Source organism: Nostoc sp. LPT, from assembly GCF_017115165.1.
GTDB lineage: Bacteria > Cyanobacteriota > Cyanobacteriia > Cyanobacteriales > Nostocaceae > Nostoc.
In genome coordinates, this window is the sequence record NZ_JABXKF010000184.1 from 1 (window position 1) to 26020 (window position 26020).

Annotated in this window: 29 protein-coding genes and 1 pseudogene; 13 read left to right on the forward strand and 17 right to left on the reverse strand. The window is 41.4% G+C overall.

Translation table 11 applies throughout. The features are described from left to right. Both HWQ58_RS36170 and HWQ58_RS36175 read left to right on the forward strand, forming a co-directional pair. Nucleotides 1-205, forward strand: a 205-nt coding sequence (locus HWQ58_RS36170) for a hypothetical protein (protein ID WP_292873387.1), incomplete at its 5' end; no start/stop codon positions are given. 362 nt (nt 206-567) lie between these two features. After that, nucleotides 568-1017, forward strand: coding sequence for a DUF4332 domain-containing protein (locus HWQ58_RS36175; protein WP_292873389.1), 450 nt, complete (start codon nt 568-570; stop codon nt 1015-1017). Between the two features lie 192 nt (nt 1018-1209). On the opposite strand, the gene HWQ58_RS36180 is transcribed toward HWQ58_RS36175, so the two are convergent. Then, nucleotides 1210-1824 (reverse strand): TetR/AcrR family transcriptional regulator, encoded by a 615-nt coding sequence (locus HWQ58_RS36180; protein ID WP_292873391.1) that lies wholly within the window; start codon nt 1822-1824, stop codon nt 1210-1212. Between the two features lie 151 nt (nt 1825-1975). On the opposite strand from HWQ58_RS36180, the gene HWQ58_RS36185 reads away from it, so the two are divergent. From HWQ58_RS36185 to HWQ58_RS36195, 3 genes are all read left to right on the forward strand, one after another. Further along, nucleotides 1976-3616 (forward strand): pitrilysin family protein, encoded by a 1641-nt coding sequence (locus HWQ58_RS36185; RefSeq protein ID WP_292873393.1) that lies wholly within the window; start codon nt 1976-1978, stop codon nt 3614-3616. Nucleotides 3617-3651: 35 nt separating this feature from the next. Further along, nucleotides 3652-5169, forward strand: coding sequence for a pitrilysin family protein (locus HWQ58_RS36190; protein ID WP_292873395.1), 1518 nt, complete (start codon nt 3652-3654; stop codon nt 5167-5169). A 357-nt stretch (nt 5170-5526) separates the two neighbouring features. After that, nucleotides 5527-6174 carry a Uma2 family endonuclease gene (locus HWQ58_RS36195; protein WP_292873620.1) on the forward strand — a complete coding sequence of 216 codons (648 nt, stop codon included), beginning with the start codon at nt 5527-5529 and terminating at the stop codon, nt 6172-6174. 709 nt (nt 6175-6883) lie between these two features. Here HWQ58_RS36195 and HWQ58_RS36200 read toward each other — a convergent pair. Continuing rightward, nucleotides 6884-7294, reverse strand: a complete 411-nt coding sequence (locus HWQ58_RS36200; protein ID WP_292873397.1) for a fasciclin domain-containing protein — start codon at nt 7292-7294, stop codon at nt 6884-6886. A 236-nt stretch (nt 7295-7530) separates the two neighbouring features. Here HWQ58_RS36200 and HWQ58_RS36205 point away from each other — a divergent pair. Together HWQ58_RS36205 and HWQ58_RS36210 are read left to right on the forward strand one after the other, a co-directional pair. Next, a pseudogene (locus tag HWQ58_RS36205) lies at nt 7531-7716 on the forward strand (hypothetical protein); the annotation flags it as partial. A gap of 178 nt (nt 7717-7894) precedes the next feature. Beyond that, a complete protein-coding gene (locus HWQ58_RS36210; RefSeq protein ID WP_292873622.1) occupies nt 7895-9094 on the forward strand; it encodes an alpha/beta hydrolase in 1200 nt (399 codons plus the stop codon). Between the two features lie 48 nt (nt 9095-9142). Here HWQ58_RS36210 and HWQ58_RS36215 read toward each other — a convergent pair whose 3' ends face one another. Next, nucleotides 9143-9778: a hypothetical protein gene (locus HWQ58_RS36215; protein WP_292873399.1), complete on the reverse strand. Its 636-nt coding sequence runs from the start codon at nt 9776-9778 to the stop codon at nt 9143-9145. A gap of 392 nt (nt 9779-10170) precedes the next feature. Here HWQ58_RS36215 and HWQ58_RS36220 point away from each other — a divergent pair, with 392 nt between their 5' ends. Next, nucleotides 10171-10401: a Uma2 family endonuclease gene (locus tag HWQ58_RS36220; RefSeq protein ID WP_292873401.1), complete on the forward strand. Its 231-nt coding sequence runs from the start codon at nt 10171-10173 to the stop codon at nt 10399-10401. A 42-nt stretch (nt 10402-10443) separates the two neighbouring features. Here HWQ58_RS36220 and HWQ58_RS36225 read toward each other — a convergent pair whose 3' ends face one another. Then, the gene (locus tag HWQ58_RS36225; protein ID WP_292873403.1) at nt 10444-10596 is read right to left on the reverse strand and encodes a hypothetical protein; all 153 of its coding nucleotides are present in this window, start codon (nt 10594-10596) and stop codon (nt 10444-10446) included. A 79-nt stretch (nt 10597-10675) separates the two neighbouring features. On the opposite strand from HWQ58_RS36225, the gene HWQ58_RS36230 reads away from it, so the two are divergent. Beyond that, nucleotides 10676-10936 carry a Uma2 family endonuclease gene (locus HWQ58_RS36230; RefSeq protein WP_366839264.1) on the forward strand — a complete coding sequence of 87 codons (261 nt, stop codon included), beginning with the start codon at nt 10676-10678 and terminating at the stop codon, nt 10934-10936. Nucleotides 10937-11023: 87 nt separating this feature from the next. After that, on the forward strand, nt 11024-11455 hold the full coding sequence (locus HWQ58_RS36235; RefSeq protein WP_292873405.1) for a biotin carboxylase: 432 nt from the start codon (nt 11024-11026) through the stop codon (nt 11453-11455). 85 nt (nt 11456-11540) lie between these two features. On the opposite strand, the gene HWQ58_RS36240 is transcribed toward HWQ58_RS36235, so the two are convergent. From HWQ58_RS36240 to upp, 3 genes are all read right to left on the reverse strand, one after another. Further along, entirely contained in the window at nt 11541-11810 is a 270-nt protein-coding gene (locus HWQ58_RS36240; RefSeq protein WP_292785188.1) for a YggT family protein, read from the reverse strand. A gap of 130 nt (nt 11811-11940) precedes the next feature. Then, the gene (locus HWQ58_RS36245; protein WP_292873407.1) at nt 11941-12294 is read right to left on the reverse strand and encodes a hypothetical protein; all 354 of its coding nucleotides are present in this window, start codon (nt 12292-12294) and stop codon (nt 11941-11943) included. Between the two features lie 74 nt (nt 12295-12368). Further along, nucleotides 12369-13019 carry a uracil phosphoribosyltransferase gene (gene upp, locus HWQ58_RS36250; RefSeq protein ID WP_292873409.1) on the reverse strand — a complete coding sequence of 217 codons (651 nt, stop codon included), beginning with the start codon at nt 13017-13019 and terminating at the stop codon, nt 12369-12371. A 331-nt stretch (nt 13020-13350) separates the two neighbouring features. On the opposite strand from upp, the gene crtH reads away from it, so the two are divergent. After that, nucleotides 13351-14841, forward strand: coding sequence for a carotenoid isomerase (crtH, locus tag HWQ58_RS36255; protein ID WP_292873411.1), 1491 nt, complete (start codon nt 13351-13353; stop codon nt 14839-14841). Here the strand turns inward: crtH and HWQ58_RS36260 are convergent, their stop codons facing one another. From HWQ58_RS36260 to HWQ58_RS36285, 6 genes are all read right to left on the reverse strand, one after another. Continuing rightward, a complete protein-coding gene (locus HWQ58_RS36260) occupies nt 14842-15231 on the reverse strand; it encodes a hypothetical protein (protein WP_292873413.1) in 390 nt (129 codons plus the stop codon). A gap of 191 nt (nt 15232-15422) precedes the next feature. After that, nucleotides 15423-16364, reverse strand: coding sequence for a hypothetical protein (locus tag HWQ58_RS36265; RefSeq protein WP_292873415.1), 942 nt, complete (start codon nt 16362-16364; stop codon nt 15423-15425). 397 nt (nt 16365-16761) lie between these two features. Then, nucleotides 16762-17925 (reverse strand): formate-dependent phosphoribosylglycinamide formyltransferase, encoded by a 1164-nt coding sequence (purT, locus tag HWQ58_RS36270; RefSeq protein WP_292873417.1) that lies wholly within the window; start codon nt 17923-17925, stop codon nt 16762-16764. Nucleotides 17926-17990: 65 nt separating this feature from the next. Next, nucleotides 17991-18473 carry a pentapeptide repeat-containing protein gene (locus HWQ58_RS36275; RefSeq protein WP_292873419.1) on the reverse strand — a complete coding sequence of 161 codons (483 nt, stop codon included), beginning with the start codon at nt 18471-18473 and terminating at the stop codon, nt 17991-17993. 100 nt (nt 18474-18573) lie between these two features. Further along, nucleotides 18574-20343 carry an ABC transporter permease subunit gene (locus HWQ58_RS36280; protein ID WP_292873421.1) on the reverse strand — a complete coding sequence of 590 codons (1770 nt, stop codon included), beginning with the start codon at nt 20341-20343 and terminating at the stop codon, nt 18574-18576. A gap of 43 nt (nt 20344-20386) precedes the next feature. Next, complete coding sequence (locus HWQ58_RS36285; protein ID WP_292873624.1) at nt 20387-21337, reverse strand: ABC transporter ATP-binding protein; 951 nt, start codon at nt 21335-21337, stop codon at nt 20387-20389. Between the two features lie 232 nt (nt 21338-21569). Here HWQ58_RS36285 and HWQ58_RS36290 point away from each other — a divergent pair, with 232 nt between their 5' ends. Continuing rightward, on the forward strand, nt 21570-22178 hold the full coding sequence (locus tag HWQ58_RS36290; RefSeq protein WP_292873423.1) for an EcsC family protein: 609 nt from the start codon (nt 21570-21572) through the stop codon (nt 22176-22178). A gap of 131 nt (nt 22179-22309) precedes the next feature. Here HWQ58_RS36290 and HWQ58_RS36295 read toward each other — a convergent pair whose 3' ends face one another. Together HWQ58_RS36295 and rppA are read right to left on the reverse strand one after the other, a co-directional pair. Beyond that, nucleotides 22310-23590, reverse strand: coding sequence for a HAMP domain-containing sensor histidine kinase (locus HWQ58_RS36295; protein ID WP_292873425.1), 1281 nt, complete (start codon nt 23588-23590; stop codon nt 22310-22312). 97 nt (nt 23591-23687) lie between these two features. Continuing rightward, nucleotides 23688-24368, reverse strand: coding sequence for a two-component system response regulator RppA (rppA, locus tag HWQ58_RS36300; RefSeq protein WP_292723872.1), 681 nt, complete (start codon nt 24366-24368; stop codon nt 23688-23690). A gap of 140 nt (nt 24369-24508) precedes the next feature. Here rppA and HWQ58_RS36305 point away from each other — a divergent pair, with 140 nt between their 5' ends. Continuing rightward, nucleotides 24509-24895 carry a hypothetical protein gene (locus HWQ58_RS36305; RefSeq protein WP_292873427.1) on the forward strand — a complete coding sequence of 129 codons (387 nt, stop codon included), beginning with the start codon at nt 24509-24511 and terminating at the stop codon, nt 24893-24895. A gap of 343 nt (nt 24896-25238) precedes the next feature. Here HWQ58_RS36305 and HWQ58_RS36310 read toward each other — a convergent pair whose 3' ends face one another. Next, a complete protein-coding gene (locus HWQ58_RS36310) occupies nt 25239-25727 on the reverse strand; it encodes an SRPBCC domain-containing protein (protein WP_292873429.1) in 489 nt (162 codons plus the stop codon). Beyond that, the gene (locus HWQ58_RS36315) at nt 25711-25890 is read right to left on the reverse strand and encodes a hypothetical protein (protein WP_292873431.1); all 180 of its coding nucleotides are present in this window, start codon (nt 25888-25890) and stop codon (nt 25711-25713) included. The genes HWQ58_RS36310 and HWQ58_RS36315 overlap by 17 nt, the downstream gene beginning before the upstream one ends. Between the last annotated feature and the right edge of the window lie 130 nt (nt 25891-26020).

Genomic DNA, 26020 nt, shown 5'->3' on the forward strand with positions numbered 1-26020 from the left:
TATTGAATTCGGGTGGTCGTTTATTGAATTCGGGTGGTCGTTTATTGAATTCGGGTGGTCATTTATTGAATTCGGGTGGTCGTTTATTGAATTCGGGTGGTCATTTATTGATTTCGGGTGGTCGTTTATTGAATTGGAGGTATCGTTCATTGAATTCAAGCAGTGGTTAGGGTGGGGTAAAACCCAGATTCAAAGAACAACGTAGAGACTTGTGTGTACACCGTAGCCTTTCTAAGGGGAGGGTTAGGGTGGGGTAAAACTGACGCGAAAAACCAGGTGAGTAACTATTTCAGACTTGTGTATACACCGTAGCCCCGCAAGCGGGGAGCTAAAGCGCAGCTTTTGCGGGGTGGGGTTCCGGTTATTATGGTTAATTATTCGAACATCATATTAGGGGCTAGTTAGGGAGTTTTGCAAGATATCTAATGTTTGTTAGGCGAAACAATCGTATTGCAGAAGATTGAGTTAAAATTGCACGTCAATACAAATACTAAACCGTAAGAGTGTACTTTTAAAGGAGAAACAACTGTCACAATATTTAAACAAGCCTATATTTTTATTTCAAAAATGTCTGCTAAACACAAAGATAGTAGAACTACTATCCAATCTCGTGATTGGCCAATTGAGCAATTACCTGGACTGAGCCATGAGGAACAATCTCAACTCCAAAATTGTGGAATTACTAGCACAGTAGCCTTAGTCAAACAAGGTAAAACTCTAGAGTCAAGACTGGTGTTAGCAAATAAACTACAGATTCATCTTCAATATGTAAATAAATGGATGGCTTTAGCTGACTTGGCGCGTATTCCTAGTGTCGGGACACAATATTGTGGTTTATTGCTTCATGCAGGTATTGGTTCTGTAATGCAGTTAGCTCAAACTCCCACTCACAGATTGCACCAACAAATTATGCGCTTGCAGGTAGCAACAATGCAGCGCCGAGATTTGTGTCCAGCAATTGAGCTAGTACAACAGTGGAGTCAGCAAGCGAAAATAGTGCTGAGTGCTGAGTGCTGAGTGCTGAGTGGGGAGCAGGGGAGCAGGGGAGCAGGGGAGCAGGGGAGCAGGGGGAGATGAGGGGGATAAGGGAGATGAGGGGGAATTATTGAATAAATCTCTCCCTTGTCTCCCCCTTCTTTCTTGTCTCCTTTGTCTCTTCTCCATGCCCAATTCCCAATGCCCAATTCCCAATGCCCAATTCCCCACTCCCTAATCTTTAGCTAAAACACCATTAAGAAAGATATCAGCAAGTCCTTCGGCCATTTCCTGCATTTGTTGGGGAGAGGCATCAGGTTCTATCAGGGTGTTGTTAGAAAAACCTGCGATCGCAAACATTCCTAAGAAAACTTTCGCAACTAGCTTCGCGTCCCCTTGACGATAAATGCCTTTATCCATCGCTGTTTGAAAGAATGCTTCACCGACATCAGTCATTTTGGTAATGACTTCTGATTGAATGCGATCGCGCAAATCGGGGTGAAACTGCACCTCCATAAAACAAACACGCATCAAATCAGCATTTTTTTGGAAATTCCACATCCGACGGCGCATCACCTGAGCAACGGCTTTATAGCTACCCATTTCACTTAATTCTGTGAGCAAATCTGTAAGAATCTCTACCCAGCCACTCGTGGCTACTTCTACCAAAATTGCTTTTTTATTCGGAAAATGACGAAATAGAGTACCTTCAGCTATACCTGCTGCTTGTGCTAAGTCGCGGGTGGTAGTACCGTCAAATCCTTGAGAAGCAAACAACCGTTGCGCTGCCTGTAAAATCCGGGTGCGCGTCTGAGCCTCTGAGGGCGGGGAAGAATTAAAAACTCGCATAAAAGTTATGGTTAGATATCCGTAACAAGACTTGTAGCATTATTGTCTAATGTCAAGTGCAAAGAGCCACTGAAAACTTAATACAAGATTAACGCTCTTTTGCTGAGTATCCTGTTATTTAGGTAATGTAACTTTATTTTAATTTTCGCTTATGAACCAGAGCAGTCGGTCAATTTTAGATTTTAGATTGGGGATTTTTGATTGGTTAGATCGAGTATCTGTCATATTACGACGGTTGTTTGTCACTTTGTTGACTTTAATTATCTTCTCGTGGGGATTGCTGCCAGAAGTCGCTCTAGCTCAAACTCAGACAGCACCTCCTCAAGCAGCTAAAACTCAAACCCCACCAGTTCAAAGTTCAATCCAACCTTATCTCGATCGAGTTATTAAGCAATTAACGGAGTTTCGCCTCGACAATGGTTTGAAATTCATTGTCTTGGAACGACATCAAGCGCCCGTAGTTTCTTTTCTTACTTATGCGAATGTGGGTGGTGTGGATGAGCCAGATGGCAAAACTGGTGTAGCTCACTTTCTAGAACATTTGGCGTTTAAAGGCACAACGCGCATTGGTACACAAGACTACAAAAAAGAAAAACCGCTACTAGATACCTTAGAGCAGTTGAATGCTCAAATTAAAACAGCGAAAGCCGATGGCAAAAAAGCTGATGTTGTTCGGTTACAAACTGAGTTTGAGCAAGTGGAATCGCAAGCAGGTAAGTTAGTCAAGCAAAATGAATTGGGGCAAATTGTCGAACAAGCGGGAGGCGTGGGTTTAAATGCCAACACTTCAACCGAAGCCACTCGTTATTTTTACAGCTTTCCTGCCAATAAGCTAGAACTTTGGATGTCGTTGGAGTCGGAACGATTTCTCGATCCGGTAATTCGTCGTGAATTTTATAAAGAGAAAGATGTAATTTTAGAAGAACGACGGATGCGGGTGGAGAATTCACCCATTGGATTGATGGTGGAAAAGTTTATCGATACTGCTTACAAAGCCCATCCCTACAGGCGTCCGGTGATTGGTTATGACGAAGATATCCGCAATCTGACACCAGAAGATGTCCAAAAGTTTTTTGATACTCACTACGTACCAAGTAATTTAGCGATCGCTATTGTCGGAGATGTAAATCCCACTCAGGTGAAAAAACTGGCGCAAACTTATTTTGGCCGCTATCAAGCCAAAACCAAAGCTGCTGAAGAAATTCCAGTGGAACCACCACAACAACAAACACAGGAAGTTAGTTTACAGCTACCTTCTCAACCCTGGTATTTAGAAGGTTATCATCGTCCGGCAATTACCCATCCAGATAATGCCGTCTATGAAATCATTGGCAGTTTATTAAGTGATGGACGCACGTCGCGGCTATATAAATCTTTGGTAGAAAAGCAGCGTTTGGCGCTAAATGCTCAAGGTTACAGTGGATTTCCTGGAGATAAGTACCCAAACTTGATCTTTTTCTATGCTCTCACAGCTCCTGGTCATACAGTTGATGAGTTGGCAGTAGCTTTGCGTCAAGAAATTGACAAATTAAAAACTGAGCCTGTAGCGGCGGCTGATTTGCAACGGGTGAAAACCCAAGCACGGGCGAGTTTGTTACGTACTCTCGATTCCAATATGGGCATGGCTCAACAATTGTTGGAATATGAGGTGAAAACTGGCTCTTGGCGGAATTTGTTTAAGCAGTTGGATGACATTTCAGCGGTGACGACGGCTGATATTGTGCGCGTGGCAAAAAAGACGTTTACGCCAGAAAATCGCACGATTGGTAAGTTGTTGTCGAAAGAAGCATGAAAAACAAACTGCAAAGGGCGCAAAGGAAGAGAGATATGCAGAGGTACAAGGTGAAAGGTAAAAGGCAGATAGCGTTGAAAATTCAAAATAGGAAGGGGTTGATTTATGCTTTGGTTGCTGTTTTTGCGTGCTTACTTTTAACTTGTAATTTTTCTCTGGCGGCGACGGCTGAGGCGAAACATTACACACAATTGCAGCTACCACCGCTACCTGAGATTAAGTTACCCAAGTATGAGCGGTTTGTGCTGCAAAATGGCTTGGTTGTGTATTTAATGGAAGATCACGAGTTACCATTGGTGAATGGTACGGCGTTTGTGCGGACAGGGAATCGCTTGGAACCAATGGAAAAAGTTGGGTTGGCTGGTTTTACAGGCGGGGTAATGCGAACTGGAGGAACTAAGAACCATTCGCCTGATGAACTCAACGAGATATTGGAACAACGGGCAGCATCTGTGGAAGTTGGTATTGGTGAAGCTTCTGGTAGTGATAGCTTTGACGCACTCAGTGAAGATTTAGAAACGGTGTTTGGGTTGTTTGCTGAGGTGTTGCGATCGCCTGTATTTGCTCAAGAAAAGCTAGACTTGGCTAAGACACAAGCCAAAGGTGGCATTGCCCGTCGTAATGATAATCCAGATGGGATTGCTAGTCGGGAATTTAAAAAATTGCTCTATGGGAAAGATAGCCCATACTCTCGCACGATAGAGTATGCAACGGTGGATAAGGTTGAGCGTGAGGATTTGCTCAAGTTTTATCAGCAATATTTCCACCCCAATAATATAATTTTGGGGATTGTGGGCGATTTTGAGAGTAAGAAAATGCGATCGCTCATTCAAGCTAAGTTTGGCGGTTGGCAGCGTAACCCAGGTATTGCTAAACCCACATTACCAAAGGTTTCGCCAGCTAATACAGGTGGAGTCTTTTTTGTCAATCAGCCCCAACTGACACAAAGTAGTGTGCTTATCGGGCATTTGGGCGGACGTTTCGACAATCCCGATTATGCAGCGCTGGATGTATTGAATGGAGTGTTAAATGGATTTGGTGGACGCTTATTTAATGAATTGCGATCGCGTCAAGGTTTAGCTTACTCTGTCTACGGCCAGTGGAGTCCCCGCTACGATTATCCTGGCATATTTATTGCTGGTGGAGAAACGCGATCGGATGCTACTGTCCAATTTGTCAAAGCTTTACAAGCTGAAATCAAGCGCACCCAAACTCAAAGAGTGACAGCAAAAGAACTAGCTTTTGCCAAAGAGTCTACACTCAACTCCTTTGTGTTTAACTTTCAAGACCCCAGCCAAACCTTATCACGGTTGATGCGATACGAATATTACGGCTATCCTGCTGATTTTCTCTTTCGCTATCAAAAAGCCGTCGCCGCCACCACCGCAGCCGATGTCCAACGGGTAGCACGAGAATACCTCAAGCCAGAAAAGATTGTGACTCTAGTAGTGGGGAATCAAACCGCCATTCAACCGCCATTGACACAGTTAGCTAAACAGGTAACACCAATAGATGTAACGATTCCTGGTTCGCAGCCACAGGTGAAGAATTAATAGCGTAGATAGGTAGACATTCAATATCCAAATAAAATCGTAAGGCTCAGATCCCCGAATTCTTAGAGAAGTCGGGGATCTTGTTGTTCAAATAATTTTCTTCATTATCGGGAAATGATTGAGGACAAATTGGAGTAACAAGTAGAAACTAAATCAGGAACCAAAGCCTCTGGGAACTCCAGAGGTTTTTTCTTTTCTTTTTCAAAGCGATCGCTCCAGCATACACTTCTATAAAGGGCTTCTTCAAGCAAGCGATGTCTAACCGAGAATCTAGCGATGAAGCAGCAAAAATTGTCGCAGCGAATCATTTAACTAGAGTAAGCTAAATTTAGGTTTCAACTACTGGGAGTGGAGATGATGTTGTTGGAATTAAAGCGCATCCATGTTCCACCAGGACAAAGAGTGCTACTGCGAGATGTAACCTGGCAGGAATTAGAAGCAATTCTAGAAGATTTAGGGGAACACCGGGCAGCACGAATTGCTTATGATAGGGGAATACTGGAGATTATGGCACCACTGCCAGAACATGAATATGACAAAGAAATTATTAGCGATTTAGTCAAAGCGCTTCTAGAAGAGTTGAGTACTGAGTTCATCAGCCTTGGTTCTACCACTTTCAAAAATCAAGCAATGGCTCAAGGTATAGAACCCGATCAGTGTTTCTATATAAAAAATGAATCCAAGATTCGCGGCAAGAAACGGCTAGATTTAGCAGTAGACCCTCCTCCAGATTTAGCTCTAGAAATTGATATTACTTCTCGTACTCATCCTAATATTTATGAAGCCCTAAAAGTGCCTGAACTTTGGCGTTTTGATCGAGGAAAGCTCCAAATTAATGTTTTCCAAGACGGATATTATGTAGAATCTCAACAAAGCCTAAATTTTCCTCTATTCTCACTAATTGAAGCAATTCCCCAATATTTGGAGGAAAGTACAACAGCAGGTAGAAATGCAACGCTCAAAACTTTTCGTCTTTGGGTACAAAAACAGATACAACAGCAATAATTTATGCTGTTATCAGAATTCACAACAAACAGAGGATTTCAAGTTAGTGAAATACACAAGCTAAGTCTCAAAGCTTCTCCTGGCGAATGGAATGTGCGGCTATACATTCAAATTCTTTGAGTCCACGTAGGCAGCCTACCCTCCGGGAACGCCAAGGGCGAATGTTTGTGTAGCCGCTATTTCTAATCGCCTGGTATATTTGCAAAGGTGAGATGCTCCCAAGAATGTTTTATATCAAGTTCGCTTAATCACTTATAAATCCCAAAATACCCCACCCGCGCTACCGCGCACCCTCCCCAATACATACAGGGAGGGTTAGGGAGGGGTAATGTAAAGACTGCAATGATAACTAATTATCCGAACTTGATATTACTTCTAAATTCTGAATTATATTGTATAACTATTGCCAATTTTAGGGTTTGTCATCTTTTAGTCGAGTATAGAAACCCTGCTTTAGTGGGACAAATAAAGTTTTAGAGGAAAGAATGCTTTTGACTTGTTAGCTATCAAGTATTTGTCAAAAATAATAGGTTATGATGCTCCCGTCTTTGTCACATATTCTCACGTTAAAACTAAATTCACCGACATGGTTAACGAAGCCCAACACTCACCCCTGCTCTGCACTGCATCTAAAAATTTGTAGGACAGCAATTAAATATAATCGCTGTCCTACAAAATCGAAATACAAATTAGCTATTGAAACAAGTGCCTATGCAGGTTCAGGAATTAATACTGTGTCAATCACATGAATCACACCGTTATCAGCTTCCACATCTGGCGTGATAACTGTCGCATCATTGATTTTCACAACACCATTAGATGCATCAATTTTGATGCTGCTTCCTTCAACGGTTGGAGCAGAGTCTAAATTGACCACATCTGTTGACAACACTTTCCCTGAAACAACATGATAAGTTAAGATTCTTGTCAGTAGTGGAACGTCAGCAAGTAGTGAGTCTACTGTCCCTTCATGTAGCTTAGAAAATGCTTCGTCAGTTGGTGCAAAGACCGTAAATGGACCAGCGCCCTTGAGGGTATCCACCAAACCAGCAGCTTGTACTGCCGCTACTAATGTGTTAAAGGAACCAGCACTAACAGCAGTATCAACAATGTCAGCCATATGTTTTAGAAATTTATGTATCTTTCGTCACTGAAAATATACTTTTATTCAAACTATTACTATCTATCCACAGATAGGTTAAATTATGTTAATGACTTGATGCCAACAAGATATTGTTTGGTGGCTTATCCATACTCGTACTCAAACTCCAACATACTCAACAATTTTTCTTCTAGCGCAGTCAAATAAGCGCGGTTCAGTTTCCCCAACGACTCAAGCGCAACCGCAGCAATCCTCGTGATTACGACTTAGATTTGTACAAAGCTCGTCATTTAATTGAAAACTTCTTTGCTAAACTCAAACAGTACCGGGCGATGCCTACGGCGGGCTACGCCTACGCAACTCGCTATGATAAACGAGCAACCAACTTTCTAGGTGCTATTTATATTTATCTGGCTGCTTCTGTCATCTGGCTCAATTGATGACACGCCCTAGCATTAGCGGATAAATTGTACTTCTTTGAAGTCATTATTACCCGATTTTAATTATAAATTTTTTACAGCTTATATCCCAGATTCCGCAGGTGCGATCACAAATGCTGTATTTTTGAAAATGACCTAAATGCGGCATTTTAGAAGCATGACAGCATCACCATTAAATATGTTTGCTAAACCCAAAATACTTTTATCATTGCTTGCATTATTACTCAGTTTTGCAAGTCTATTTCTTAGTGCTTGGATTATTCTTCCTGCTCAAAATATGTTTTTACTCACGCTAGCAGTAGGAGCACCAGAAGTCAGTCCTTGGTTATTATTATTAAATTTGCTTTTTTTATTGCTGTCTTTATTCTATATCCGTCGCCGTCAGCTACAACGTTTAGTTTGTATTTTCAGTTTAATCGGATTGCTAATTTGTGGATGGGTGTTAGTGAATATCCCATCAACTCAAATGCAGATGGCTAAAGCGATGAAACAAGGGTTGGGAGCAAATTATCTAGAGCAAATTCCACCCCAAGTAAGGGCTAAAATGCAAACTTATCCCTTTAACTTAGTTAATTTCTTTCGGAGTATTGCATTAGGTAAAACGCGTCATCAAAAAGATATTCTCTTTGCTTCTCCTAGAGGAGTGCCTTTAAAAATGGAAGTTTACCAACCCTCAGAGGTAGGGAAATATCCAGCAGTGGTAGTAATTTATGGTGGAGCTTGGCAATATGGCAATACTCATGCCAATTCTGAGTTTAATCAATATATTGCTAATCATGGATATACGGTATTTGCGATCAACTATCGACACGCACCTCAATATCGGTTTCCATCTCAGTTAGATGATGTGCGTACAGCCCTAAATTTTATTCGCAAACATGCAGCTGAATATGAAGCCGATTCAGAACGTATGGTACTCTTAGGACGTTCTTCTGGGGCACATCTAGCAATGCTAGCGGCTTATCAACCCGATGCACCACCCATTCGTGCTGTGGTGAACTATTACGGGCCTGTTAACTTAACTGAAGGATACAAAACACCACCAAATCCCGATCCTATAAATACCCGCGCTGTTTTAAAAGCATTTCTTGGTGGTTCTTTAGAAGAATTGCCTAATCAGTATCAAATCGCTTCACCGATAAATTACCTAACGCACCCTTTACCGCCAACTTTATTAATTTACGGCAGTCGCGACCATTTGGTGGAAGCGCGATTTGGTAGACAGATGTATGAACGTTTACATAACTCTGGCAACACTGCGGTTTTTCTCGAAATTCCTTGGGCAGAACATGCTTTTGATGCTGTTTTCAACGGTGTAAGCAATCAATTAGCGTTGTATTACACTGAGAGGTTTTTGGCTTGGGCGTTGTTCAGGTAATGATTTTATTCGCAGACTCATTCACAAGTATTAAAAACTCAGCACTCCTTACTCCTTTTGAGGCCAGCGCCAATTATAGCGATTCCATTCATACATTCCTTGAATTTCATACTCAGCGCCGTTAAAGAAGCGGATGACGCAATTAGTAGAGGAATCATCGCGTAGGCGTAGCCCGTCGTAGACATCGCTAATTTCCTCAACCTTAATCACCATACAAGGAAACCACTCCCGCTTACAAGGCCCATTCTCCTGCACCCATTCCCATAGTCCATTGGAAACTTCAATGCGATCGCCTACTCTTAACTTCAGTGCATCTTCAAAATAAGAATACTTGTCAAAATGATATGACTCAACACGATTCAGCCACTGTAAACCATAGCGTTGGCGAATAAATTGTACCGTTCCAGAGTCATTTTCTAGCAACCAGTCGTTGAGTAATTGCACTTTCCAAGTGCGGTTGCGTTGTTCTTCATCCTTAACAAACTGTAAAAATGCTTCTAACTCCTCTGGGGTAAGTTCATCTAAGGGATTGGCAATATTTGACTTCTCAGAGGCAGAATTTCCCTGAATTTGCTCGACCATGTGCAGTAATATCTGTTTCTGCGTGTCAGTGAGAGGACAGCTTGCGGCATCACAACTATTAAAGGCTGCAAGCATAGCTGTTTCAATCTCATCTGGAGTCATAATTTAATAGCAATTGAGGGGTTATTCCCCTAATTATTACAAATGTTAAATTAAAGTCTCCAATCACCCTGTAGTTAAATATAGACATAATTATACGTAAGATGCCTAATATTTAAGGAAGTCAGGAGTCAGGAGAAAAACTTTATCGGAAATCAAAGGGTTTAAGACCCCTACATCTATATGTAGCACCAGTTTCAGTCGGGGTTTAAATCCCCCGAAGTTGCCACAACGCGGGGAACCCGCGCAAGGCACTTCTCTTCGTCTGAAAATGTCTAAAATGTTTGAATGCGTGAATTTTGAATTGTTAATCTGTCTCCTGTCTCCTGAGTTCCTGGTATCGGTTTGATATTTTCTAGTGTTGACCTATTTATCACCTAGTTAGGGAAATTGCCATGACTCAAACTCAGCATCCCACAAAACTCCTGACTTTTGAGAAATTTCTGGCTTATGACGATCGCACTGATACCCGCCATGAATTAGTGGATGGAGAGCTAGTAGAAATGCCAACCCAGAGCCAGGAAAATTGTGATATTGCCAAATTTTTACTGTTTGAGTTGGCAAAGCGTTTTCCTATTACCTTGCTAGCTTACAAGGACATTGAAGTTGAAGTTAATGGGCAGTGAGCAACTTGTCGCCTACCCGATCTGGTGGTACATACGGAAGAGTCAAAAGCGGCTTTGATTGGCAGTCCTCGCAATCTGATTACCCGCGATATGCCCCCGCCTGCGCTGGTGGTTGAAGTCGTCAGTCCCGGAACCGAGAACCGCAGCCGCGATTACCGTTACCAAGCCCCGTTGGGGCGGGTGTGGGGGTTGCATGGTGGTACGGGGGGGAAGAACTAACCCCAACCACCCGCATCGTCAAAAGCCCTGCCCCTTGGGGCAACCGTGAAGTCCTTTGGTTTCAATCCAAAGGACTTCACCTTACACCCTTACACCCTTAAACCCTTACACCCCTAATGAAAAGCGCACGGAATACGCAGCTAGAGGCATTACTGAATACTGGATTGTTGATCCTGAGTTAAAACAAATCACCGTTTGCAAGTGGGTGGAGGGACAATATGAAGATACGGTCTTGAAGGGTATGGCGACCATTGCATCAGATATAGTACCTGATTGGGAATTGATAGTGGAGCAGGTATTTGCAGTGGCGAATTAATCAGGGAAGTAGAGAATAGAGAGTAGGGGTATGTTGTAAGCTGAGGTTATCAGTTAATAATTATTAAATTAAATCACGGGGTCTTTTATGCGGTTGCGTTCGCTCACGGTCGTTTTTATTTGCTGTCTCATTACCTTTCTATCGTGGGTGATTGTTCCCCCAGCTGTAGCCCTGACACAGATTAAACTATTTGATGTCTCTTATAAAGATTGTCCATCAGAACTAGCACAAGGCGCTGTTATCAGTAGTGGTAGCGCCGCAGCCAATTGTTTTATTGTCATTGGCAAAGCAGAAAATGGCACTAATAAAACAGTCTACGACGCAGATATTTTTGGACGCATCTATGATGCCAATAATGACTCGGTAATGCAAAACCGCACTCGCTTAGGCTCTATTACCGAGGTGCCACCAGGTATTAGCGATTTTGAATTGAGAATTTCCGTACCTGCGAATCAGCCTACTCCGTTGAAGCTAAAGCAGTTTAAGGCTGCCGGGTTTAGCGGTCAAGTGCGTAGGTAATTCGTAATTCGTAAAAAATTGTAGAGACGCTTGTATACTTAACGTCTCTACACAATTCTTTACCAAGGTAGTAATCAAAATCTTTCTATAAGGGCAGGTTAGATGGAATGGCACTCAGAAGCCCAGTAACTACATTGAGTGCTAAGAAAGCTAAGATCGGCGAAAAATCCATACCACCCAATGGGGGAATAATTGAGCGGAATAGATTCAGATAGGGATCGGTTATCTGGGCTAAAGCAGCAAATGGCTGGTTATACCAGTTGATTGTCGGGAACCAGGTTAGCAAAACCCGGATAATTAGCAAATAGCTATAAAAGGTGACAAAGGTAATTAGTGTCGTAATCAGTAAACTCATGGATAGCTTTGTTTCCTACTAGGTGTCAAACGCGGTCTTATCTTTATAATTTTAATTTAGTCCAAAGTCAAAAGTGTTTGCGGATTTCACGTTTACCACACTTGACACTTTCACCACGCCTGAACAAACTTCAGGAGTCTTTAGTGAGGGAGCGGTCATTGGTTGCTTGGGGTGAACTACTATTCACTTTTCCCAGTTGATTTCGCACTTCATCAATTGTGGCATTTAGCTGGGCAATTTTATCTTCTAGCGATCGCCTGGCCGTTTCTATACCGTTGCTCTCACTTTCTGAGGCTTTCATCTGACGCCGCTTTGCTGCTATTTTCTTCGCTTCGGCTTGGCTATCTGTCAGTTCTGTCTCCTCTTCTATTAGCAATTGAGGATCGCGCCGAGAAGCAATCAGTGCGCCGATAACACCGCCAAATACGCCACCAACAAACGCCCCTGCTACAAAACCACTGCCAAAACCATCTCGCTGACTCATATCTTTACCGCCTTCACAAACCTTGCAACTTTTACAGTAGTTATGCTATTTTCCTGCCCTAGCTGCATACTAGCTTAAGTCCCAAAAATGCGATCGCCTGCATCTCCTAATCCCGGTACAATATATCCCTTGCTGTTCAGTTTTTCGTCAATAGTAGCGGTGTAAATTATTAAACCTGGATAAGCTTCACTCAATTTTTGCAAAGCCGGCGGAGCCGCCACTACACAAACAATCCGCGTCAGAGTTGGATCGGCACCTCGTTGTGTCAATTCTGCCATTGCCGCCATGATTGACCCTCCAGTTGCCAACATTGGATCGGTAATTAATACTCGTGTTTGGGGGTCAAATTTTTCTGGTAACTTGTTCAGATAACAATGAGGTTGCAGTGTCTCTTCATCTCGCGCCAAGCCGAGGTGGTAAATCGATGCTAAAGGCAGTAAAGTCTGTGCTCCCTCTAGTAATCCTAGCCCAGCCCGCAGAATCGGCACTACTGCCATAGGCACTTGCGGATCTATTACTGTTGCCAGACAGGTATCTAAGGGACTTTGTACTGCTGTTTCTTGAGTCGGCAACCAGTCTCGTGCAGCTTCATAAGTCAGCCATCTTCCCAACTCAGTCATGGCACTGCGGAACAATACTGAAGGCGTGCCTGCATCACGGGCAACTGCTAGCCAGTGCTCGATCAGGGGATGGGGTGGAACATAAACGCGCAATTGTAGCGTCATAGCCAGAAATAGGCGCCTTTTTATTGTATAACAACTGAAACACCATAATACTCTTTCCTGCATCCGGCTGACAGCTTAAAATTAACAATCTCAATTTTATTGATAAAATTTTTCATTAATAGTTGACATTTATTCTCAATCAAGGCTATATTCTTATACAGTGTTCTCCTCTCTTTTAAGGATCGGCAGACGGGATTAGTCAGCAGTAGCAGACTCGTCCCTCTTTTTTTTGATTGGTCATTGGTCATTGGTCATTAGTAAATATTGATTGACTCTAGACAAAGAACAAGGGACAAAGAACAAGGGACAAATGACAAAGGACAAATGACAAATGACAAATGACGCAATCGTAATTGGGTCTGGGATTGGCGGATTAGTAACAGCGACCCAGTTAGCGGCGAAGGGAGCGAAAGTGCTGGTACTGGAACGTTATTTGATTCCAGGTGGTAGCGCTGGTTATTTTGAACGCCAAGGCTATCGATTCGATGTTGGCGCATCAATGATTTTTGGACTGGGACAGAACGGTACTACCAACTTACTCACCCGTGCATTATCAAGTGTAAATGTCAGCCAAGAAGCGATCGCAGATCCGGTACAGATTCACTATCATCTACCCCAAGGTTTAGACCTGAAGGTTGACCGGGTTTATGAAAAATTTTTGCAAAATCTTACTGCTCATTTTCGCCATGAAGAACAAGGGATTCGTCGTTTTTATGACGAATGCCAAAAAGTATTCAAGTGCCTCAACAGCATGGATTTGCTGTCGTTGGAAGAACCTCGGTATTTACTGCGGGTATTTTTCCAGCATCCTTTGGCGTGTCTCGGTTTAGCCAAGTATCTGCCTCAAAATGCTGGGGATGTGGCGCGGCGTTACATCAAAGACCCGCAATTATTGAAATTTATCGATATGGAATGTTATTGCTGGTCGGTGGTTCCATCAGACATGACACCAATGATTAATGCTGGAATGGTCTTTTCTGATAGACATTATGGTGGAGTTAACTATCCTAAAGGTGGGGTCGGACAAATTGCCCAAAAACTAGTAGAAGGTCTAGAGAAGGCTGGAGGTAAGATTCAGTACCAAGCTAGAGTCACGAAAATTCTTACAGAACAGGGAAAAGCGGTAGGTGTGCAACTGGCTAATGGTAAAGTATATCGGGGTAAACGCATAGTTTCTAATGCTACACGCTGGGATACATTTACACAATTACTACCAGCAGATGAAATGCCACATAATGAGAAAAAATGGCAACAAAACTATCAAAAATCTCCAAGCTTCTTGAGTTTGCATATAGGAGTAAAGGAGTCAGTTTTACCTACGGGGACAGAGTGTCACCATATTTTGCTGGAAGATTGGGAAAAGATGACAGCAGCAGAAGGCACAGTGTTTGTTTCGATACCCACATTGCTTGACCCAGATTTAGCACCAAATGGATATCACATCATTCATGCCTTCACGCCTCACTGGATTGATGATTGGCAAGAACTTTCTCCAAGTGAGTACGAAGCGAACAAAGAAGAGGCGGCTTGGCGAATTATTGACCGCCTAGAGAAGATTTTTCCCGGTTTAGATGCCGGATTGGATTATTTAGAAGTGGGGACACCACGCACCCATCGCCGCTTTTTGGGTCGTGAGGATGGCACTTATGGGCCAATTCCCCGACGTAAGTTGTGGGGGTTATTGAATATGCCCTTTAATCGCACAGCTATTTCAGGACTTTATTGTGTAGGGGATAGTACCTTTCCGGGTCAAGGGTTGAATGCAGTCGCTTTTTCTGGGTTTGCTTGCGCCCACCGCATTGCTGTAGATTTAGGATTTTAATTACAGGAACAGCTTACGCAAAAAACCTAGTAAACGGATAGCCAAATCTATGTTTACCTGAGTTTTACGTGCAGTCTCGATTTCCTCTAATATTTTCTGCATCTGTGCCAGATTTTTTGGATTGATGCCGATGATACTAACATTTATAATTGCTGCTCTTACCCGATCGAGAGTAAGTTTGCATTCGCTAACTGCTCTCTGGAACTTATTTACTTTTTCCCAGTTTTTTTGACGTTGGGCGTTGACAAGTTCAAAATTAAGCTGAAAGAGAATATCTTGTAATTTTTCTTCTGTATTATTGAGTTTTTCTAAATCGATTTGATTGCCACTAATTTCTTGAAGCTGAAAAATTATTTCTGCAAAAGTATCTAAAATATTATTGGTGGACATTATTTATATATTCAGTTAATTTTGAACGTTACTTATAACCGAAAACGAAAAGGATACAAGCCCCTAAATTTATTTATGGGAATCAATAATGCAAGAATTTTGAATTTTGAATTCAGAGCGTACCCCTTTGGGGAAGCAAGCTACGTGCAGCGTCTCGTAGAGAAGCAACGTGACTAGTTGTACCCTAAAAATCATTGGCATAATTGAGATGGTGGTTGCACCTGTCTGTTCTTGAGAGATATTTCTTTCATAAATTCTTTTAAAACTTCATCTTTGTTAACTTCTCTTTCAAGAGTGTGAATATTACTAAGTGTTGAATTGTAATTGTTACCAGTTAAACTGGTAGTTACCCCAACAATCTGAGTAACTCTAGCAGCAATAACTTCAAAATTAAGATTAGGATAGTCGTCAATAAGTTCTGAAAGTTTTCGCCCGGTGTCAGCTGCTGCCAAAAGTTTCGAGATAGATTCATTCAAACTTTGTTGTTCAGCAGCATTAACCTTTCGCCAATCATCTATCTTTTCAATAACTTGACGCTTAATTTCTTCTGCTTCTGGTTGTGAAGATATACTTAACTTTCTATATCGTTCACCGAGATCCTTTAGCTTGGAACTAATGATTACCCGTTCCCAATCCATTGGTCTTGGTGGTCTTTCCTGAATTCTTTTGGCTAAAAGTAGCATTTTTACTGTTAGACATCTTGCTGGCTGGGCAGTTTGAGCAACTATCCTTTTACTTTCATAATCAATTGTTTCCAACTTGTTTAATACATCAACGGCTGTATCATATTCTGCTTTCAAAGCGTCGAGTGTTTGATCGACATCTGATGACTGGAGATTTTGCTGACTTTCTCCGGTGATAATGCTGTTTACTTCTCTAAGAATTCCGAATTCAATACTGGCATCAGTTAGTAATTGATCGACAACTAAATTATCATCTATAGGTAAATTATTCAGTTGGTAAATTTTCTTCACCGATGTAATAGCATCAGCTGTTCGATCGCGAAAAGTCTCGGCAGTTACTCGCAGCATCGCTCGTTTTTCAAGTGTACAACCGCTGATGGTGAAACTGATAGTACAGGCTACTATACAAAATTTCCATAAGCTGAATTTCTGGATATGAGAAACCCTCATAGACATACTTAGCTGTGTCAAGATAAAGTTATTACTTATTTACCCCATGAGATAATTCAGTATAAAAATGATGAAAAAGCTAATTGCGTCCGAATTAAATCTTTTTGCCCAATAAGCTGGAATTTTTAGTAACCGTAGAGTATTACGGAATACTTATATACTGATTAAATTAAATACTTATTGTAACAGATGCTTTTGCGTGTAAACGCATAATTTACAAAACTTTTTATAATTGTGCTTTAATGGTGGGCGGCTTTTGTTCGTTTCAGAGTCTTCCTCACACACAAAGCGATCGCTGATGCTGCTCACACACAAAGAAAACATTGTAAAGTGTATGTGGGGACAAGCGTTTGAGCTTAAGTTGACACCACGGCACAGATGTGTACCCCTAGAGTAATTAGATAATTGTGATTTTACTTGCTGCTCTAGTAGCCTTTTCCCTAGCCTCTTGGACATTAACACCCTTCGCCAAAGCTACGCCCATTCGCCGATATGGATGAGCATTAGGTTTACCAAATAATTTAATATCTACATCTTTTTCCGACAAAGCATCGGCTACACCACTAAAAGCAATAGAATGAGATTTTTCTGATGCTAAAATTACCGCACTAGCTGAGGCTCCTAGCTGTTCTATGTGAGGAATTGGCAAGTCTAAAATAGCTCGTAGATGTAGTTCAAATTCATTGAGATTTTGTGAGATTAATGTCACCATTCCCGTATCGTGGGGTCTAGGAGAAAGTTCCGAAAAAATCACTTCATCTTTAGTAATGAAAAATTCAACGCCAAAAATTCCGGCTCCTCCTAAAGCATTAGTAACTTTTATAGCTATTTCTTGGGATTTTAATATTTTATCTTCAGAAATTTCTGCGGGTTGCCACGATTCTTGGTAATCGCCTCGTTCTTGGCGATGACCAATGGGAGAGCAGAAAATTGTCGGTGCATTCCACTGTTTAATTGTCAGTAAAGTTATCTCAATTTCAAAGTTAATAAACTCTTCTACAATCACCTTTTGACTGTCTCCTCTAGAATTAGCGATTGCATAATTCCAAGCTTTCTCAACCTCAGTCTTATTTTGCACTACAGACTGACCTTTCCCAGAGGATGACATCACAGGCTTAACAACATTAGGAAAGCCAATTTCATCAGAAACTGCTATCAATTCTTCGAGAGTTGTTGCATAACCATATTTAGCCGTTCTCACGCCTAATTCTTGATGTGCCAGTTCCCGAATTCTATCGCGATTCATTGTATAGTTAGTGGCAGCCGCAGTCGGTATAACTGTAATCCCTCGCTGTTCAAATTCAATCAGTTTTTCGGTTCTGATTGCTTCAATTTCTGGTATAATAATATCTGGCTGATGTTTTGTCACTACAGCTTCTAAATCATCAGCACTGAGCATAGAAATAACTTCATAAGCATCAGCAACCTGCATCGCTGGAGCATTAGCATAGCGGTCAACGGCAATCACATAATTACCAAGACGTTGAGCCGCGATCGCAAATTCCTTACCTAGTTCTCCTGAACCTAGCAGCATCAATTTTTGGGGCAACTTAATACTCATTAACTTATCCAGGTCAATCTCAATCCAATAATTTTATAATTTTTTGTGTTTTAATTACCGTCTTCTCAAGAATTAAATATTGCTTTGCGCAGTTGTAAATCTTGACGTTGTAGCTGAGTTAAACCAGTACCTATACCAAGCTGACACTTATCTACTAGAGTCTCTAACCAAATAGTCTCGTTCAAAGTTGCACCTCGTAAATCTGCATTTATCAAATTGGCTTTCGTAAAATTTACAAATAAAAGGTCTGCATTGACTAAACTGCTACCTTGTAGATTTGCTTCTGACAAATTTCCTCGAATTAAGTTTACTCCATCCAAAATTAAACCAGATAAATCTGCTCCTATAAGATTCGGAAACTTTAGCTGACTTGGATATTTAAAAAACCGCATCATACAGATGATATTTGCTTCATTCAGGCGGATCTTAGTTAAAAAATCATAACGAGCAATGCCCATTTGCTTAAGAATTTGTAAACGCTGTGGAGGACTTTCTTCTAAAAATTGGATGACTGTGTTGCGTAGGTTTTGAGTAGGGATATTTAACATGATTCTCAGATTGTTGTGATACTTATACCAATGCTACATAAAAAACAAGATCCCCGACTTTTCAAATAAATCGGGGATTTAACGTGTCTCAACTACTTACCTAACGTCCTGCCAACAATGCTTTCGTAGCAGATTCGCCTGCTAATCTCACCTGCCTTGTCAACTGGAAATTTAACAACGCTAGAACACTCAAATCAGCTAAGAGTGCCATAAAAACTGTTGTTGCCCCAGCATATTCTATAGCTGTCCAAGGAAAAGTTGTAAACATCCATACAGTAGAATATTTCCATGACGAGATACCAATAAATTCTAGAATCATCGGTGGCAAAAACATTACAGTACCTAAAGTCCCAATTGCCCAGAAAGAACGCTTACGAGTTTTCAGCAAAAGTATCAATTGGGCGATGGTAGCATAAATCATCATTAACCTGATGGACAAAGCTATAGTTAAAAGTACTTTAAACCTGTCAATCTCGTTAACAATTTCCGTTCGGCCATTGTTTGCGTCAACAACAGATGTAAGTAAAAGCCAAACTAACCAAGGAATAGCAACAATTGTCAAATTAATAGCGATCGCCACAAGTGCAGGGCTTTTTTCAGACCAAATTAGATCCTGCCAAACACTCTTATAGTTAGAAACTCCCTGATGTCGATATCTTGCCCAATCTTGTACATCTTGACGATGAGGGGAAAGAACTGCAATTAAACTTAAAATCAACACCAAGTTGTACACTGCCAGCAAAACGAAATTTCCCGCAACCTGTTCATCCCATGTATTATTATTATTCCCATTTTGTAGAGCAAATCCCCATGTCATCAATTGGCAAAAAGCTACTAGTAAATAACTTTGCTTCTTACTGATTATTGAGGCTTGAGGATTACGGAAGCAACGTTTAAGAGCTTGTAAAATACCGTAACTGCACAATTGAAAGTTTAATAAATACAAGCAAACAACACTAACAACACTTGTGCCTAATGGTAAATAGAAAAACTGCAACTTTTTCAAGGTAGAACCCTTGTCTAGATGAAATAAGTTAGGAAATAGATAATTTGTTACATCCCAAGGAGCAAACAGCCTCAACCAAGCCGTTGAATTATACCAAGCGCCTGAATGATCTGATGATGTTATCTGAAACGTTATCAACAAGAAAAGGAAAACTGCACCACTACCTAACCAAGGTTGAAAACCACTAAACCAGCGACTAACTAAGCCAAATAGTAGTGCAGTACTGTAGAAGAAAATACAGCTAGCAATAATAATTGCGTAATAACTCAAAATGTAGCTAAAGGCAATTTGGGCAGAAAGTCCGGCCCACAAATGTAAAGGAACTGCTACTAAAACAGTCAAATAAATTAAACTTGGAATTCCTAGCAACTTACCAGTCAATATACTTGTTTCTGACTGGGGACTAAGACGGATGAAATTCAGCGTACCGCGAGTTTCTTCTTTGGCTAAATCGTTGATTAGTAAATAAGTTCCTGCAACTAATAGTGTAAATCCAAAAATTACAGTAAAAGAGAGGAATATATATTCCCAATGGTCTCGCCACCACAACTGCCAATTAATTTCATTTTGGGGACAAAAATTATTTGATAGGAAATTATTGAATTCATCAATTATAGATTGATCTGATTGCTGGTAAAGCCGATTTTGTTGCTGTTGATATACTTGACGCAGATTACAGTATGTGGCAGTTAGCGAGTATCTATCACCAGGAGATTCGCGGAACTGATATAAAAAAACTACTAATTGCAGTAGTAGGGAAGTTGCAAATGCGATCGCTACATTAAAAAATTTCAGGCGTCCTTTCATTTCCCGCAAAAGTTGCGGATTCCAATCACCGATTTTATCTATCAAATTTGGCATCATAGGAAAAAATTCTCCAAAATGGGGAGTGATATTTATTGACGTATCAAGATGCTTGTTTGTGACCTAATTTTAAGAAAATACTTTCTAAGTCTTCTTGCGTACAGTGAAAATCAGTTAGGGGAATGCCTGCTTTGATGAGCGATCGCAACAACTCAGCACTATCTTCCTCTTTGCCCGAAAAATTCACCCGCACGCTGTTTTTTCCTGCTATTACCTCCCACTCTTCTACTAAATGATGATGTTTTAATTCGCTCAAAAGTGCCTCTAGATTCCCTAGAGTTGATATCACAATTTGCTGATGAGCAAGACGTTGGTAAAGTTGCTGTAGGGAAGTACTTTCTACCAAGAAGCCAAGTTCCATAATTCCCACGGATGTGCAGAGTTCCGCTAAATCACTGAGAACGTGGGAGGAAATGATCACAGTCATTCCAGCTTCTTGCAAAGCCTTGATGATTTCCCGGAAGTGCATCCTGGCGATGGGGTCAAGCCCAGAAACAGGCTCATCTAGTAATAGTAAAATTGGTTCGTGGATAATGGTTCGCGCTAAACTCAAGCGCTGTTTCATCCCCCGCGACAGAGTAGAAATCTGACTATTGCGTTTATTACCAAGTTGGATGAGTTCTAAAACTTCATGCAGGCGTTGAGTGCGACGTGGTTCTCGCAAACAATACAGACGCGCAAAATAATCTAAGTAATCCCAGACTGTTAAATCCTCATATAGCGGGTAGTCATCGGGTAAGTAGCCTAGACGACGCTTAAGTTTGGGATTACTCTTGTCACGGAGTAGGCGATCGCCATTAATATAAATCTCACCTGTAGTTGGTTCCTCAGCAGTTGCCAACATGCGGATGAGAGTCGTTTTACCCGCGCCATTCGGCCCAATCAATCCATATACTTCCCCCGCCTGGATTTCTAAATCAACATCATTGACAGCAATATGCCGGTCAAATTGCTTAGTTAGTCCACGGGTGCAAATTGCTAATTCTTTTACCATCGCTGCTGGGATGCGGCTTGTGATTAACACTTAACCTAACCTCTTTCTACAGCTTTTGTCAGGCCTGTTTCGGAAATTGAAACTGCTTTACGTAAAGTTGCTTTGAGTAATGGACATTATTTACCACTATCTTCACTAAAGTTTTAAATCATACCAATAATTAGTTGGTTCCTACTGGGAATACTAAAACTATAAATCTCTAGGTCTTTTCAGTTAATTAGGTAAAAGCTGTATGGATATTGAATCGATTATGAAAATGCCTGTTATCGGGCAAACTATTGCTAGTGCAATTGAAGGAGGTAGAGAGTGGGGGCAAACATATCTCAACGATTCGCGGTGGTGGGGTGATAAAGATAAGATGGCAAATAACGTTATATATCAGTCAACACTCTGGTCAGTAGGCGAGGGTATTGGGAGTGGGTTTGTAGGAATCGTTGGAATACCCTTTGATATTGCCAATACTTTATATTCCCAAGTCAAACTCGCATCTACTCTTTTCACCATATATGGAATTGACACCAATAGCCAATCTGCACAACCCTTAGTCTTAGCTGCTGCTGCTGGAGTTAGTGTATCTGAACTGGCTAATCAATTAGGAACTAAGGCAGCATCACAAGCTATTCAGAAAGCTTTGATGTCTATTCCTGGTAAAACTTTTGCTCAGATAAATAAAGCTTTAGGAATTAAGTTAATCTCTAAAGCAGGCGAAAAAACTTTAGTGAACGTAGCAAAAATGATGCCTTTTATCGGGTCTGCGGTTGGTGGTACGGTAAATGGAGTAATGATGAATGCTTGTGGACATTCAGTAATTGCTTTTATCAAGGCTTGGAACAGGTCATAAATTAGCAAAATAGGTAAGGCGTATGCCCTACCTATTTTTTAATTTGTATTCTGCTATTTAGTAAAATTCTCAGATTAAAACTTGACTGTTTAGCCTAGTAGTCCACCAAATAAACTTTTCTTAAAGGTGATTTAGGAATGGCTCATAAGTGGTAACTTTATCTGGAACGTCGAGCCTTTACCCTCATTGCTCATCACATGAATGTGACCACCGTGAGCCTGGACAATTTGTTGAGCGATCGCTAATCCCAACCCAAATCCGCCGCTTTCTCTGGCACGTTCTGTATCAACTCGGTAAAAGCGATCGAAAATGTAAGGTAAATCTGCCTCTGGAATTCCAATTCCAGTATCAATAACCTGAATTACTGCCCGATCTGGGTGAGGTTCTAAGCGTAACCAGACAGTTCCACCAGACGGAGTGTAATTGCAAGCGTTGTTGAGCAAGTTTTCCACAGCTAGCCGCAGCAAATCGGGGTCAGCCCACAACTTAATAGGTTGTTTTGGTAAATGGCTGATCAACTTGATCGACGCTTTTGCAGCAACAGTATTGTAATAAATAACTAAATTCTCTAGCAAGCTATTGAGATTAACCTTTTTGAGAGATTCGGGAGTTAATTTTCCCTGATGCCGAGCCAACAGCAGTAGGTTATTGACCAAGGTACTCATCGACTTGGCGCTATCGATGATGTTCTCCACTGAGGGATGGATTTGAGGATGGTCTGCTGCCATTAGTAACCCAACTTGGGCATTGGTCAAAATCGCAGAAAGGGGCGAGCGCAACTCATGAGAAGCATCTGATGTGAAGCGTTGCAGTTGATTATAGGCTAGCTGAACAGGCTGCATAGCTATGCCACTGAGTACCCAACCTGTAAGTCCAATTAACCCCAGTGCTACAGGTACAGCCAGCGTCAATATTAACTGAAATTCTCTAAGCTCATTTTGAGTTTCTGTCAATGGGATAGCAACTTGCAGATAACCGATGACCGAATTTCCGCCTTGAACAGGTAGCGTGACTTGACGAAGCCAAAGCGTCTTACCTGTAAACTGGTCAACAGACTTAATCGTGAGAAACTCAGATGCTATTTCTAACTGCTCTGGAGGTAGAGTACCAAAAAACCGATTGAGTTTGCCATTGGGGTCATACCAGCGAATATACACTAGTTCAATATCAGCGGGGTGAGAACCACTACCCAATAGCGGTATATTGCTCAGATCGACTTCTTTTTGTCCTTGATACAGCCGATACTGCGAACTGGCTGCCATTAGCTCTGCTCTTTTATAAAGCAGTTGATCTAATGCTTTGAGCTTGTCTTTTATCTCAAGATTATAAATGACTCCAGCAAAGAGAATCAGAATGCACCCCATTGAAAGGGTAAACCAACGAGCTAAGTTACGACGACTGCGGTTAAACACAACTTATGCTAATTCGTGATTCATAATTCGTAATTACAAAACTTTTCAAGTAATTGAACTACACTATTCCCTACCTCGTCTCAGCCATTATCAAGTTTCAAGATGGTTCTGGAGGGTTGAGGCGATAGCCCATACCGTAGACAGTTTCAATCCAATCGGCTGCTGCTAATGTTTGCAAACGTTGGCGAAGTTTACGAACTAGAACGGTGATTGCATTGCTTTCTGGTTCACTACCCCACTCCCATACAGCTTGCTCAATCTGGTTACGAGTCAGGACTTGCTTAGGATGACGCATGAAGTACTCTAGCAACTGAAATTCCTGGCTGGAAAGGGATACGATCGCCCCTTGTCGCTCCAAAATTAGTCTATCGAGATGAAGTTCGAGGTCTGCCAAGCAGAGGGTGTCTCCTTGCCAGAGAGGCGATCGCCTCCTCAATGCCCGCACCCGTGCCATGAACTCCACGATATCAATCGGTTTGACGAGGTAATCATCAGCTCCAGCATCTAATCCTATGACTTTATCGGGTGTGGTATCTTTTGCCGTAATCATTAATACGGGAGCTGTTTTTCCCGCCGCCCGATACTGTTGACACAAACTCACTCCACTAATCCGAGGTAACATCCAATCCAAAATCAGCAGGTCATATTCTTTTTCAGCCAAAAGCCATTGAGCGGTTTCACCATCCTTGACACCATCGACGCTGTGTCCAGCCTGAGAGAGAACCATTTGCAGCGGCATTAATTGCTTGGGATCATCCTCTACCAGTAAGATTTTCATCACCTTTATACACTTGTGCTTGTTTAGAATAATCCATTGAAGCAATCTCAACGTCTTTCATCAGTCAGATTTCAGAGGATTGTCTACCCCATTAGGATATACATGAAGTGTGACCTAGCAAAATCAGAAGCAGGTGTAGTGTGTGGCGTATTAGTAAACGTTGGCTGCAAGGGCTGGGATTAGAGTTTTGGTTGCCTCTACCACTGGTAGCGGTTGTGTTTTGGCTTGGCTGTAATTTCCTAGCTGCTCAAGAGTTAAGCCGACCCCACTCCACGAAGAAAAAACTTCAGTCAGATACTCAACTTGAAGCACGGGTATCAGTCAATGTATTGCTGATTAACGCTGCTGTCAACCGAACTAAAAGAATTACCCAGGTAGAAGTGGAAACAGCAGACCCCATCTTGAAGCGACTGGAATTAGAACTTCCAACGATAGAATTCAGTCAAATAGAAGCGACAATTGCCCAAGAACTAGGTCTACCCCGTGAAGATGTTAGAAAGTTAGTGCGCTATGAAGTTGTTGACTAATATGCCAAACCAAACTGCAAACCAATGAGCTGCAAATCCTAACCCAAGTGACATAATACCTAACTTAAGAAGCATTTTGTAACCTCAGTAGAAACAGATAGGCAGTATATGATTATTTTTCATCGAACTGTACCTATAAAGAAACAAGATTATTTTTAGACGTATTTTCTAAAACATTAATTCAGAGCGTCAGTGAATTGTACCAATTTTTCTAATATCAGGGACTTACAAATGATGTCAGAAAGGGTAATGAAATCTGGGCAGAAAATTATCTATAAAAGAACGCGATCGCGCTTTCTAGATATTTGTAGTAATATATGCCTCTTTTAATTTGGGGATTCAGCTAGACTTGTGTATTTAATGAAGTAGTCGTAGTTTGATTAATGCGTTCTGCCTTGGTTTTTAATGTTTGATTCATGGCTTCAAACCCTTGACGAACGTCAATATTTAATCGACGAGCCAGCAAAGGTACTAGTAAACCCTGGAAAGATGCTTGCTGAATGAAGCGGACGCGTAGGCGTAGCCCGTCGTAGACATCGCTTCCTAGCGGTTCAATAATAAAGCTGTGTTCACCGTCAAATAACCCTGGTATCAAAAAGTGCCCTAACCAGCGCAATTTACGATTAGGTTCTACCGTAATCACAGTAGGTCGAAAGATCATAATATCTGTACCCGGAGGCTGAAAGTGAACGGTTAGCTGTGCCCCTTCACTCAGCGAACCACTAATTTGACGAATAAACAGATTCCAATGTGGAAAACTGGCAAAATCAGTGAGTAAGTTCCATACCTGCTTCTCGGATGCCTGAATTTCGATTTCAGTGTAGATTTTCATGGGTATGAGTTGATAAAAAAACCAGCATTAAAACGGTTATTCCTGCTAAAAACAACCCCATGTATTCTAATCCTAGTAATCGATCAACCCAAAAATTACGGATGAAGGCAGGCAGATAAAGCAGGGGGAGCAGGGGAAGAAAATAACTTGATTTCTCTACCATAAAATAAACTCCGCAAAGTCTCTTTGGTGGACTACGAGGAAACTAGATTGTTTCTTGTCAAGCATAATGAATACTATTCGTAGAAAACTCACGTTTGAACAGCAAAATTCTGGCGGTTGGTAGACAGTTG